We start from the raw sequence: 13,054 nt of genomic DNA, 5'->3' as shown, positions 1-13,054 counted from the left end.
ATCGAAATTAAATTTATATATATTCAAATGATTCGAATTCAAATATAATTAAATTGATTCGTTTATTGTTTGTCTTTTTGTCTGTTTTTTGCGCTATTTATGAGGTAATTACCAAAAATGATTACAATAATGTGCTTTCTTGTAGAGAAATACGTGCTTCGGGATTTTAAGACTTATAGGATTTTGTTAATTGGGTAAAAAGAGAAAAAGATTTAAATTAAGATTGGGCATTATTAAAATGCCTTGAAAAGTAGATTGTTTTAAGATTCAAAAGATTCTACTTTCGTTTGAAGAAGAGGTTGACTAATTTTATAATTATTTAAATTCAAATCAATTGTCGTTATCAATACATATAATGCTTAGTTATAATGAAGCTAAGCGTTTTTAATAAATGACTTATGTTTTCTGTGACGAAATCAATTTGTGTCAAATTCAATTGATTCGAATTTAAATAAGGAGTTTTTTTGTTGTTTTTGAAAGCTGTTATTTTTTACTGTTAACTTATTAGTTTAACAACATCTTTTGCAAAATAACTTGTAATAATGTCTGCGCCTGCTCTTTTTATAGCGGTAACTTGTTCCAACATTACGGCATCATGGTCTAACCATCCGCGTTCAGCTGCAGCTTTTACCATGGCATATTCTCCAGAAACTTGGTAAACAGCGATTGGTACATTAACTTCATTTTTAATTTCGCGTACAATATCTAGATAGCATAATCCTGGTTTTACCATAACGATATCTGCACCTTCTTCTATATCTATTAAGGTTTCTCGAATAGCTTCTAATCTATTCCCATAATCCATTTGGTATGTTTTTTTGTCTTTTGGCACGTCAACCAAATCAACAGGAGCAGAATCTAAAGCGTCTCTAAAAGGGCCGTAAAATGCTGATGCATATTTTGCTGTATAAGCCATAATACCGGTGTTTTTATAGCCTTCTTTTTCTAGTAATTGACGAATTTTTAAAGTCCTTCCGTCATTCATGTCGCTAGGTGCAATAAAATCTGAACCTGCTACAGCATGGCTTAAAGCCATTTCTGATAAAACGTCTACAGATTCGTCATTAAGTATAATACCGTTTTCAACAATACCATCGTGTCCGTAAATTGAATAGGGATCTAATGCAACATCAGTCATCACTATCATGTCTGGGCAAGCGTCTTTTACTGCTTTTATAGCACGTTGCATTAATCCATTTGGATTTACAGCTTCTGTACCTTTGTTGTCTTTTAATTTGTCGTCTACTTTTACAAAAAGTAAAACGGATTTTAAACCTAAAGACCATAGTTCTTTTACTTCATTCTGAAGTGTATCTAAACTAAGTCTAAAATAATTTGGCATAGAAGGAATTTCATCCTTAACACCTTTCCCCTCGACCACGAAAAGTGGTACTAAAAAATCGTTTGGTGAAATAATAGTTTCACGAACTAATGAACGAATAGCTTCGTTTGTTCTTAAACGTCTGTTTCTTTTTATAGGATACATAATAATGGACTAAAATAAGATTAATATTGATTACTTTTAATGCGTGCAAAGTTACTCATTATAACCCATTTTATATTGCTAGAAAGCCTAAGACTTTTAGAATTTATTTATCCCTGGAGAAGCTATCAGGCCGAACTTTTAAAACATTTTAACAGGTATATTGAAGACCGCCATTTTCATGTTATTGCTCCTCCTGGATCTGGAAAAACTATTTTAGGATTAGAAATAGTTCGTAAACTTGGTAAAAAAACATTGGTGCTTGCTCCAACACTTACTATTAGAAATCAATGGGAGAATAGGTTACAATCTTTCTTCTCTGCAAAAGAAAATTTTAATGCGTTTTCTTTCGATTTAAAAAATCCTAGCGATATTACATTTTCTACCTACCAATCGCTTTATGCATTTTATAAAACTTTTGAAAATAAAGAAGATTATTATAATTTTTTTAGAAAACACCAAATTGAAACTATTGTTTTAGACGAGGCACATCATTTAAAAAATGCATGGTGGACGTGCTTAATGGATTTAAAAAAGAATTCTGAATTTTATATTGTTGCGCTTACAGCAACACCGCCTTATGATAGTAGTCGAGCAGAAGTTTCTAAATATTTTTCACTTTGTGGTGAAATAGATGATGAGATTGCTGTGCCAGATTTGGTTCGCGAACGGGATTTGTGCCCGCATCAAGATTTTGTGTATTTCTCTAAGCCAGAAGATTTAGAAATTAATTTTATAGTAGAATACCGCAGAAACATTGCCGATTTTAAAGACGAAATTTTAAAAGATGATGCATTTATTGCCTTTTTAAAAGCACACCGTTTTTATAAAAGTCCGAATTGGCATTTGGAAGAACTTTATGCTAATACGGAATATTTTTCGGCGATTCTTATTTTTTTGCATACCTGTGGATTTGAAATTGAACATAAAAAATTAGAAATTTTAGGGTTCAATACACGTGAAACAATTCAGTTTCCTGAACTCGATTTACATTGGTTAGGTATTTTGTTTCAGCATATATTAGTATCGGATAGAGAACGCCTTGTTGCTCATGAAAATTACCTGTTAAAACTAGAAAAACAATTAAGAATACTTCATGTTTTCGAGCATAATTCTATAGACTTTGTTGGCGAAGAATTGCTTTATAAATCGTTAACAAATAGTCCGAGTAAACTTAAAAGTATTGTAAGTATTGTTAAGGCAGAACGCGAAAGTTTAGATTCAGATTTAAGATGTGTGATTCTTACAGATTATATCCGGAAAGAATTTTTAAATAGTACGAACAAAACTATTGAAGATATTAATAAAATAGGAGTTATTCCTGTTTTTCAATATGTAAGATATTATTGTGAAAATCCAGAAGCGTTGGCCGTACTTTCTGGTAGTATTGTTATTATTAATACATCTATTTTAAATGCTTTTGAAGCGATTGAATCTCTAGATAATTTTACATTTTCTCCGTTAGAAACAGATGCATCTTTTTTGTTAGTAAGTCCAAAAGGGAAATCAGAGAAGTCTATTGTACGTATTATGACTCAGCTTTTTGAAACTGGACATATTAAAGTTTTGGTTGGTACAAAATCTTTGTTGGGTGAAGGTTGGGACGCGCCTTCTATTAACAGTTTAATTTTGGCATCTTTTATTGGTTCGTTTGTATCGTCTAATCAAATGCGAGGTAGGGCAATTAGAAAAGATGCAGATACGCCTAACAAAATAGGAAACATCTGGCACTTGGCATGTGTAGATCCAACCGTTTTAGATGGAGGAAAAGAAGTAGATACTTTAAAGCGACGGTTTGAAGCTTTTGTTGGTGTAAATAATAGTGATAATCCGTTTATATGTAATGGTTTTGATCGTTTAAATATTCCTGATGAAGTTTCTGCAGATGCTATTAATACGTTAAATGAAGCAACCTTAAAGCGTGCAAAAAACCGTGTTTTAATTACAGAAAAATGGGATGTTGCTATCGGAAAAGGAACTAAGTTAACTAAAGAAGTTAAAGTTTTACATTCAGGAAAGCGACCTTTTAAAAGACAAAAACAAATTTATTATTTTGATGTTTTACGATTTTTTGTAGCCGATCTATTTTTTGCAATCATGCTTTTTTATGTAGAGTTTGTAATAAAAAGTTTCAATATTATTTTAGAACGGGGTGTTTACGCTTTTGTTTATGCTTTTGTAGCCGCCTTTGTTTTTAGGTTTGGTTATCAATTTTATAAGGCTTTAAAAGTGTACTTACGCTATGGTTATCTTTATAAAAAGATTGGTAAAATGGGAACAGCAATTCTAGATACTTTAGACGAGTTGGGATATATTACATCGGCAAGAAACGACATACGTGTAAACTCATATTTGCATGGCAAAGGCGATGTTGTTTGCTATTTAGTTGGTGCGAGTGCATTAGAGAACACAATGTTTGCTAAGGCATTAAGTGAGCTTTTAGAACCTATTAGATCTCCAAGGTATCTAATTATAAAAACGAATATATTTAGAAAACGTTTTGATGTAGAAAATTTTTATCCTGTACCAGAATTGTTTGGCGATAAAAAGAAGCATGCTTTAGTGTTTCAAAAACATTGGAAATCTGCTTTAGGGAAATCAAAATTAATATTTACAAGAAGCGTAGACGGACGAAAGTTTCTTTTAAAAGCGAGATTATTTCATGTGTATAATACCTTTAAGAAAATGACTAAAGAAGTTGTGGTTTGGAAATAAACTGCTAATTTAAAGTAGTTATTAAATATTTGTTTTAACCCAGTCTATAGGGTTTTGTAAAATGTGTATTAATTTTTCTTCTTCGCTTCCCGCTTCTGGAGTATGGTTGTAAACCCATTGCACATGTGGAGGTAAACTCATTAAAATACTTTCAATTCTTCCGTTTGTTTTTAGTCCGAATAATGTGCCTTTATCGTGTACTAAATTAAATTCTACATAACGGCCACGACGAATTTCTTGCCAGTTTTTTTGTGCTTCAGTAAAGTCTAAGTCTTTTCGTTTTTCAGCTATAGGCACATAACTTTCTAGAAAACTATTACCAACTTCTGTTGTGAAATCGTACCAGTTTTCCATATTCATATTTTCGGTAGCTTTACAGTAATCGAAAAATAAACCACCTATACCGCGAGCTTCGTCTCTGTGTGCATTCCAGAAATATGTATCGCATTTATCTTTATAGGTTTTATAAAATTCAGGATTATGCTTGTCGCAAGCGGTTTTGCAAGTGGTATGAAAATGAATAGCGTCTTCATTAAAAAGATAATAAGGCGTTAAATCTTGTCCGCCACCAAACCATTGGTCTACAATGTTACCATCTTTATCATACATTTCAAAATAGCGCCAATTGGCATGCACTGTTGGTACCATTGGGTTTTTAGGATGTAGTACTAAGCTTAACCCGCAGGCAAAGAAATTAGCATCTTTAACGCCAAAATAGTTTTGCATACTTTCAGGAAGCTCGCCATGAACTCCAGAAATATTTACACCACCTTTTTCAAAAACATTTCCGTTTTCAATAACACGAGTTCTTCCGCCTCCACCTTCAGGACGTTTCCAAATATCTTCTTGAAATTTAGCTTTACCATCTACTAATTCTAAACCAGCAGTAATGGTATCTTGTAATTCTTGAATGTATTTGTAAAATTTATCTTTGATAGTGTAGTTCATATAATTCCATGTCTTGAGTTGGCGCGTTTGGAGGCGCGTATTCGTTTTTCAAAGTTTTTGTCCAAATAAAACCAGCATTTGTAGCGACTTTAATGCTTGCAATATTCGTTTTATGGGATACAATTTGAAGTGTTTTTAAACCTAAAGATGTAAATGCATAATTAGAAAATTTAGCAATTGCTGAAGACATTATACCTTTATTTTCTTTCTGTTTGTCAATGCAATATGCAAATTCACCTATTCCATTTTGCCAATTAATATCCTTTAAAATAATAAGCGCAAAGATGGCATTTGTTGTGACGTCTTTTAGTGAAAATGTATATTCTAGCTTATGCTTCATTTTTTGTTGTTGTGCAAGAATATATGCTTCCGACCCTTCAACTTTTAAATTTTTAGCAAGCGTGTATGGTAAATAAGGCACAAAACGTTTTACATTATCCATCATAAACTTATGAAGCATAGTAGCGTCAGTTAGTTCTAATTCGGAAATGTAAAACGCATGGTTACTCATTATTATTTGTATTCTTTAACGGCATCTATAAAGGCTTTGGCGTTATCTAACGGAATGTTAGGTAAAATACCATGACCAAGATTTACAATGTACTTGTCTTTACCAAATTCGTTAATCATTTGGTGTACCATTTTTTTAATTTCTGAAGGCGGCGATAATAATCTTGATGGATCGAAATTACCTTGTAATGTAATATTTCCTCCACTTAAATAACGTGCGTTCTGTGGAGAACATGTCCAGTCTACTCCTAATGCTGCAGCGTTACTTTTTGCCATATCTCCAAGTGCAAACCAACATCCTTTTCCAAATACAATAACAGGAGCGTCGTCTTTTAAAGCTTCAACTATTTGATTGATGTATTGCCAAGAAAATTCTTTATAGTCTGTTGGCGCAAGCATTCCTCCCCAAGAATCGAAAACTTGTACAGCATCTACTCCTGCAGCTACTTTAGCTTTTAAATACGCAATAGTAGTATCTGTAATTTTCTGAAGTAATTGATGTGCTGCTATTGGATTTGTAAAACAAAATTCTTTGGCTTTATCGAAATTCTTACTGCCTTGTCCTTGTACTACGTAACATAAGATAGTCCATGGAGAACCTGCAAAACCAATTAAGGGAACCTCATCGTTAAGTAGTTCTTTGGTTGCTTTTATGGCTTGCATTACATAATCTAATTCTACATTAACATCCGGTACAATGACGCTGTCTACATCTTTTTGATCGCGAACAGGGTTTGGCAGATATGGACCGAAATTAGGTTTCATTTCTACTTCAATATTCATGGCTTGTGGTATAACCAAAATATCGCTAAATAAAATAGCAGCATCCATACCGAAACGACGGATAGGTTGTACGGTAATTTCACTTGCTAATTCTGGTGTGCGGCAACGTGTAAAGAAGTCGTATTTTTCGCGAATAGCAATAAATTCTGGTAAATAACGTCCTGCTTGACGCATCATCCAAACCGGAGGACGTTCTACTGTTTCTCCTTTTAAAGCTCTTAAGTATAAATCGTTTTTGATCATTATTTTTTTGAGTGTTTTACTACAGCGTGTAGTACGTTTTCTATAGTAGGACTCGAAGGAATTACTATATTTTTAAAATGTTCTGGTATGGCTTCTGCCGTTGTTTTACCTATGCAAAAAAGGGTTTCGTTAGTTATGGTATTTTCCATAAGATAACTAGAAACTCCACTTGGGCTATAAAACAATATAGCATCAAATTGCCCTTCAATTTTCTGAGGAGCAGGTATTGTATTGTAAACCGTGATTTCTTTTAATCCGATTTTATTTTCCTTTAAGGTATTAGGTAAAATATCACGTCTTAAGTTTCCTGAGAAAAAAGTAAAGGTATCTTTATTGTGATGTTTTATAATATAATGTGCCAAATCTGAAGCATATAGTTTCATTTTAGACACGTTTTGGCCATATTCTTCTAAATAAGCCATTGTTTTTTCGCCTACACAAAAACAGTTCTTAATTACCAGTTTATTTTCTATGACAGCTTTTGCAGCATTCTGACTTGTAATTATGGCGTTTTCAACTATCATTTCAGAGTCAAAATCAACAAATTCTATAGCAATAGCGTTATATTCTGTAACTTGAATGTTAGCTTTAGTAAGTATGTCTTTATATTCTTTATAAAGCGTTTTGGTTGAAAGTATAGATGTTATGGGCATTTTTAATTTTTGTGACAAATTTTAGAAATATCATCGTTTAAACCGAATACAACTAAAACATCGTTTTTCTGAATAATAGTATCGGCACTTGGTATTCCTACAACTTCCTTGATAAGCGTTGGATTTCCTATTAAATTTATCTTTTCTCTTTCACGAAGAATAGTAATAATATTTAATCGTTGTTTAGATCTGAAATCTAAATCTGAAATAGATTTTCCTATAAATTCTGGTGGAGTTTCTATTTCTGAAATGGAATATTTTTCATCAATTTTAAAACTATCAATTATATTTTTAAGATTGAGTTTGTTTGTTAATTTAAGTGCAGCTTCCTGTTCTGGATGCACGATAGATGTTATACCCATGGCTTGTAAAACCGTATCGTGAATAGGAGATAACGAGCGACTAATAACTCTAGCGGTTGTTAGTTTTTTTAGAATGGCTGTAGTTATAATTGCAGCACCTTCGTTTTCTCCAATTGCAACAACAGCAATATCTGTTTGTTTTATGGGTAGCGATTGGTAGGCTAACTCGTTTGTTGAATCTAAACAAATACTGTGTGAAATTTTATCTTTTACGATATTCACTTTATCCATTTGTTTATCTATTCCTATAACTTCATTACCTGTTTCTGTAAGGCTTAAAGCTAAGGACATTCCGAAATTTCCGAGACCAAAAATGATAACTTTCATTTAATTATATCTTAGTTGATTAAAATATTTTCTTGTGGGTATTGATAAAATTTTTGTTCTACTTGCCCTAACATTCCAAATAGCAAGTTTAATAATCCAATTCGTCCTAAAAACATAACGGCTATAATAACGTATTTGCTAGGATCGCTTAATGTGGGTGTAAGATTTAAACTTAATCCTACGGTACTATAAGCAGAAAAACATTCGAAAGCTATGGCTAATAAATCTTTTCCGGGTTCAAAAAATAATAGTAATAATATGGCTGTTCCTATGGTTATTAAAGAGATGCAAATAATAGAAAATGCACGATTTACTGTACTACTAGATATTTCTCTAGTATTAAGTTCAATTCTCTTTTTTCCTCTGGCTGTTGCTAATATGTTTAACGTTGCAATGGCAAAAGTACTTGTTTTTATTCCACCTCCTGTAGATCCTGGCGAAGCACCAACCCACATTAAGAAAATAACAAATAGTAATGATGGTGTAGCAACTTGTGTGTAATCTACGGTGTTAAATCCGGCGGTTCTTGGTGTTACAGACGAGAACATTGCTGTTGTGATTTTTCCAAAAATAGAATCGTGGCCTAACATACTGTGATTGGCTTCAGAAAAAAAGAAAAATAGAAATCCTACAACTAATAAAATACTTGTTGTTACAATTGTGATTTTAGAATTTAATGTGAAAATTCTAACAGTTGTTGTCACTTTTGCTTTTTTTCTAAATAGGTTTAAAAAACTACGTTTTAAATAAGTAAACGAGTTAAATATAAAACTGTAGCCTATTCCTCCTATAATAATAAGTATCATAATTACCCATTGTAACGAATAATCGTAGCGTAATGTTGGGGCGAAAAAACTAGAAGACGACGTTGAAAATCCAGCATTACAAAAGGCAGAAATAGAATGAAAAATAGAAAAGAAAATTTTGTTATCTATGGTGCTAATAGAATCTATAGACGAGTAAATTAAAATAGCTCCAAATAATTCTAGTCCTAAAGTAAAGCCTACAATTTGTGCTGCAATTTTAAAAACATCCTGTAAATTTTCTGTTGCTGTATAATCTTTCATATACATACCTTCTTGAAAAGAAGAACTCTCTTTAAAAAAGTAAGCAAAAAAGGATGTAAACGTTAAAATTCCTAAACCTCCAATTTGAATTAAAAATAGAATTACGGTTTGCCCTAATTGGGTAAAATCTTTACCAGTATCTAGTACAGCAAGACCAGTAACACAAATGGCACTTGTAGATGTAAATAAAGCATCTATAAAACTAATACCATTAACAGTAACATTAGGTAGCATAAGTAAAAGTGCACCTATAAGGGTTAAAATAAAAAAACTACCAACAAATAAGATGGCAGGATTAAAATAGATTCTATAAATGTGTTTTATAAAAAAGGTAAGGCGAATTAAGAGGTAAAAGAATAAGCCTAGCTCGAATATTATCTTTGGTCGCATTAACTGCTCTATAGGCGGTAAATGTTGGTTTAGGTAATAAACTGTAGATGCTGCAATAAGTGTAGTTATTAAAACACCTATGTTAAACCGAATTGTTTTTCTATTGGGATTGTGTTTTGAATATAGAAAAAACTTAAAAATATTAAACGTTGTTAAAAGTAATGTAATACCCGTGTAAATAGGTATTCTAAAAGGTTTATACTCTTCGTTTATGCTAAATCCGAAATCGAATATTAAAAAAAATAAAATGAGAATATCAGTAAAACGATATAGGTTTTGCAACGTTTTAAGCTTCATTATTTTTTGAGGTTTTTTATGAATTCATTTCTTTTTTAATTGAATCCATTAGTTCTTTTCCACCTTTTTCAATGATTTCTAAGGCACATCGTTTTCCTAACTCTTTGTAATTAGAAAGGGTATCGGTTTTGTTTATACTTAGCCTCTTACTACCGTCTATGGCTAGTAAAATACCAGTAAATGCAATTGTATCTCCTGTAATTGTTGCAATTGCTCCAATTGGTGCTGTGCAACCGCCTTCTAATATACGTAAAAAATCACGTTCTACATGCGTACAAATATCAGTTGGTGCGTCGTTTAATTTAGAAACGGCTTCGGTAACTTCTTTATTTTTTTCTAAAGACACGATAACCATGGCGCCTTGTGCGGGAGCTGGAACCATCCAATCTAATTCAATAAATTGTTCCGGCAGTACATTTATACGTTCTAATCCTGCTTTAGCAAACACAGCGGCATTCCAATTACTATCTTCTAATTTCTGAAGTCGTGTAATTACATTCCCTCTTAAATCTTCAACAGTATGATCTGGGTATCTGTTTAACCATTGTGCCTTACGTCTTAAACTTCCTGTAGCAATTGTGCCTTTGGTTTCTAAAAAGTCTAAATCTTTGTAAACTAAAATGTCGTTTACATTAGCGCGTTTTAAAACGGCAGATTGTATAATGCCTTTAGGTAGTAAAGTAGGTACATCTTTCATAGAATGCACTGCAATATCTACCGTGCCATTTAGCATGGCAACATCTAAGGTTTTAGTAAAAATACCAGTTATACCTAATTCGTAAAGTGGTTTGTCTAGTATAAGGTCTCCGGTAGATTTAACAGCAATAATTTCTGTTGAATATCCTAAATCTTCTAAACGTGTTTGAACAGTTTTTGCCTGCCAAAGAGCCAATTGACTGTCTCTTGTGCCAATGCGAATTGTTTTATGCATTTGTTGATGTTTCTAGCTGAAACACTTTTTTAATAAGTTCAAGACTTTCGTTTGTAGAAAAGTCTTCATCTTTTAAGTGATGTGCAAAATGATTTGTTATTTTCTGAATAATATTATTGCTAATTAACTCGGCTTGTGCTTCGTTAAAATCAGATATTTTTTTACGTTGAATATCTAATTCAGCCGATTTAAAATCTAATAATTTATTCTTTAAAGCTTTTATTGTAGGTGCAAATTTTCGTGTTTCTAACCAATCGTTAAATTCTTTTTTAACTTCTTCAATAATGGTTTCTGCAACAGGAATATATGCTTTTCTTTTTTCTAAAGTAGCATCTGTTATTTGCGATAAATAATCTAAATGAATTAAAGTAACCCCTTCTAAATCGGTTACGTTTTCATGCACGTTTTTAGGAATAGATAAATCTAAAATTAAAAGTGGTTTTTTAGATTGTATTAAGTGTTTGTCTACCGTTGGGTTTTGTGCTCCAGTGGCAACAACCAATACATCAGAATTATTTATCTCTTCTTGTAAATTTGCATAATCTTTAACAAGTAAATTAAATTTTCCAGCAATACGTTCTGCTTTATCTTTCGTTCTGTTTATTAAGGTAATTTGCTCGTTTTTAGTGTGTTTTACCAAATTTTCGCAAGTATTTCTTCCTATTTTTCCAGTTCCAAATAATAAAATATTCTTGTTAGAAATATCTGGAACATTATTTAATATGTAGTGTACAGAAGCAAAAGATACAGATGTTGCACCCGAAGAAATTTCGGTTTCTGTTTTTATACGTTTGCTAGCTTGTGTTACCATAGTTGTTAAACGTTCTAAAAAGGTGTTTAATAAACCTAGTTTTTTAGAGAGTTTAGCACTTGTTTTTAACTGACTAATAATTTCGAAATCACCAAGAATCTGACTGTCTAAACCTGAACCCACACGAAACATGTGTGCGATAGCTTCTTTGGTTTTATATACATATGCGACTTCCTGAAATTCGTCTACAGTTCCTTTTGTGTTATCGCATAATAATTTGATAAGTTGAAAAGGGTGTTCTGCAAAACCATAGATTTCAGTTCTATTGCATGTAGAAGTTACTATCAAACTTTCAATACCTGTGGCTTTAGCCTGGTCTAGAAGATTTAACTTTGCTGCTTCATCAAGACTAAAATGTCCTCTAATTTCAGCATCAGCTTTTTTATAACTTAATCCAATAGCATAAAAATAAGTGCCTCTAGATCCGTGATTTTGATTCATTAAATATATTAGTTGCAAATTCGAAGCAAATGTATAGTGACTAATTGTAAAAAAATAACGCTCAAAGAACTTTTAGTGTCGTTTTTAGTTTTTTGTTTTGTTTTTTTAATCTAAAGCAATAAAAATCATACTTTTGCTAGAATAACAACGTTTTCGCTATGCTTAGTTTAGAAGCTATCTAAATAAAACGAATTAGAAAGAAAGAAAATGCAAGATAAAAATATCGCTGTAGGGACATTTAATGAGACTTTTGTAGATCAGGGTTTTTTAGTGTTAACTTATAAAAATGAAGGTCTAGAAGTGCAAACGGTAGAGAAGGCTATAGATAGTAGTTTTATACAATTTCATTTTTGTTTAAAAGGCTCTTCTGCTTTTAAGTTTAATCGTGGGAGCTATACTTTAAATATAAACGAAGAAAATTCATTGCTTCTGTATAATCCGCAACAAGATTTGCCTATTCATTTAGAGGTTAATCCTAATTCTTGGTTGGTTACTATATTAATATCTATTAAAGAATTTCATGGTCTATTTTCTCAAGAGGCTGGTTATATTACATTTTTAAGTCACGATAATAAGGATAAGAAATATTATAAAGAAGGGAAAATATCGCCGTCTATGGCTATTGTGCTAACCCAAATGATACATTATAACCTTAACGTATCTATTAAAAATCTTTATTTTAAAGGCAAAGCATACGAGTTGCTTAGTTTGTATTTTAATAGAAGTGAAGATGCAGATATAGAACAATGTCCGTTTTTGGTAGACGAAACAAATGTGATTAAAATAAGAAAAGCTAAAGATATTATGATTTCTAGAATGGCGGAGCCACCAAGTTTGCAGGAATTGGCTGACGAGATTGGTTTGAGTCTTAAAAAGCTAAAAGAAGGATTTAAACAAATTTACGGAGATTCTGTATTTAGCTTTTTGTTCGATTATAAAATGGAAGAAGCTAGAAAGCTTTTAGAAACAGGCGGATTAAATGTAAATGAAGTTGGATTAAAAGTAGGTTATAGTACATCTAGTCATTTTATTTCAGCATTTAAAAAGAAATATGGAACAACTCCCAAAAAGTATTTGCAATCTGCTAATTAAA

At 31.9% G+C, this 13,054-nt stretch carries 11 protein-coding genes; 2 read left to right on the top strand and 9 right to left on the bottom strand.

All coding sequences use genetic code 11. From position 1 onward, the window contains the following. Positions 1-496: 496 nt before the first annotated feature. The gene (gene hemB / locus GQR95_RS04480) at positions 497-1,486 is read right to left on the bottom strand and encodes a porphobilinogen synthase (protein ID WP_159022024.1); all 990 of its coding nucleotides are present in this window, start codon (positions 1,484-1,486) and stop codon (positions 497-499) included. A 75-nt stretch (positions 1,487-1,561) separates the two neighbouring features. On the opposite strand from hemB, the gene GQR95_RS04475 reads away from it, so the two are divergent. Further along, complete coding sequence (locus GQR95_RS04475; protein WP_159022023.1) at positions 1,562-4,198, top strand: DEAD/DEAH box helicase family protein; 2,637 nt, start codon at positions 1,562-1,564, stop codon at positions 4,196-4,198. 21 nt (positions 4,199-4,219) lie between these two features. On the opposite strand, the gene hemF is transcribed toward GQR95_RS04475, so the two are convergent. Genes hemF through hemA form a run of 8 tightly spaced genes read right to left on the bottom strand, consistent with a single transcriptional unit; the run spans position 4,220 to position 11,961 of the window. Beyond that, positions 4,220-5,134, bottom strand: a complete 915-nt coding sequence (gene hemF / locus GQR95_RS04470) for an oxygen-dependent coproporphyrinogen oxidase (RefSeq protein WP_159024230.1) — start codon at positions 5,132-5,134, stop codon at positions 4,220-4,222. Continuing rightward, a complete protein-coding gene (locus GQR95_RS04465) occupies positions 5,124-5,657 on the bottom strand; it encodes a GNAT family N-acetyltransferase (RefSeq protein WP_159022022.1) in 534 nt (177 codons plus the stop codon). Before GQR95_RS04465 ends, hemF begins: the two co-directional genes overlap by 11 nt. Before the next feature lie 2 nt (positions 5,658-5,659). Then, positions 5,660-6,682 (bottom strand): uroporphyrinogen decarboxylase, encoded by a 1,023-nt coding sequence (gene hemE / locus GQR95_RS04460; protein WP_159022021.1) that lies wholly within the window; start codon positions 6,680-6,682, stop codon positions 5,660-5,662. Then, the gene (locus tag GQR95_RS04455) at positions 6,682-7,353 is read right to left on the bottom strand and encodes a uroporphyrinogen-III synthase (RefSeq protein WP_233265997.1); all 672 of its coding nucleotides are present in this window, start codon (positions 7,351-7,353) and stop codon (positions 6,682-6,684) included. Before GQR95_RS04455 ends, hemE begins: the two co-directional genes overlap by 1 nt. Continuing rightward, positions 7,338-8,024, bottom strand: coding sequence for a TrkA family potassium uptake protein (locus GQR95_RS04450; RefSeq protein WP_159022020.1), 687 nt, complete (start codon positions 8,022-8,024; stop codon positions 7,338-7,340). The genes GQR95_RS04455 and GQR95_RS04450 overlap by 16 nt, the downstream gene beginning before the upstream one ends. A gap of 11 nt (positions 8,025-8,035) precedes the next feature. Then, positions 8,036-9,778, bottom strand: coding sequence for a TrkH family potassium uptake protein (locus GQR95_RS04445; RefSeq protein WP_159022019.1), 1,743 nt, complete (start codon positions 9,776-9,778; stop codon positions 8,036-8,038). A 16-nt stretch (positions 9,779-9,794) separates the two neighbouring features. Beyond that, positions 9,795-10,709, bottom strand: coding sequence for a hydroxymethylbilane synthase (hemC, locus tag GQR95_RS04440; RefSeq protein ID WP_159022018.1), 915 nt, complete (start codon positions 10,707-10,709; stop codon positions 9,795-9,797). Then, the gene (gene hemA / locus GQR95_RS04435; RefSeq protein WP_159022017.1) at positions 10,702-11,961 is read right to left on the bottom strand and encodes a glutamyl-tRNA reductase; all 1,260 of its coding nucleotides are present in this window, start codon (positions 11,959-11,961) and stop codon (positions 10,702-10,704) included. The genes hemC and hemA overlap by 8 nt, the downstream gene beginning before the upstream one ends. Before the next feature lie 207 nt (positions 11,962-12,168). On the opposite strand from hemA, the gene GQR95_RS04430 reads away from it, so the two are divergent. Beyond that, positions 12,169-13,053 (top strand): helix-turn-helix transcriptional regulator, encoded by an 885-nt coding sequence (locus GQR95_RS04430; protein ID WP_159022016.1) that lies wholly within the window; start codon positions 12,169-12,171, stop codon positions 13,051-13,053. Position 13,054: the final 1 nt, after the last annotated feature.

The sequence above is a fragment of the Formosa sp. L2A11 genome, assembly GCF_009796865.1.
Taxonomy (GTDB): Bacteria; Bacteroidota; Bacteroidia; order Flavobacteriales; family Flavobacteriaceae; genus Formosa.
This window is presented reverse-complemented; position numbering and strand designations above follow the sequence as displayed.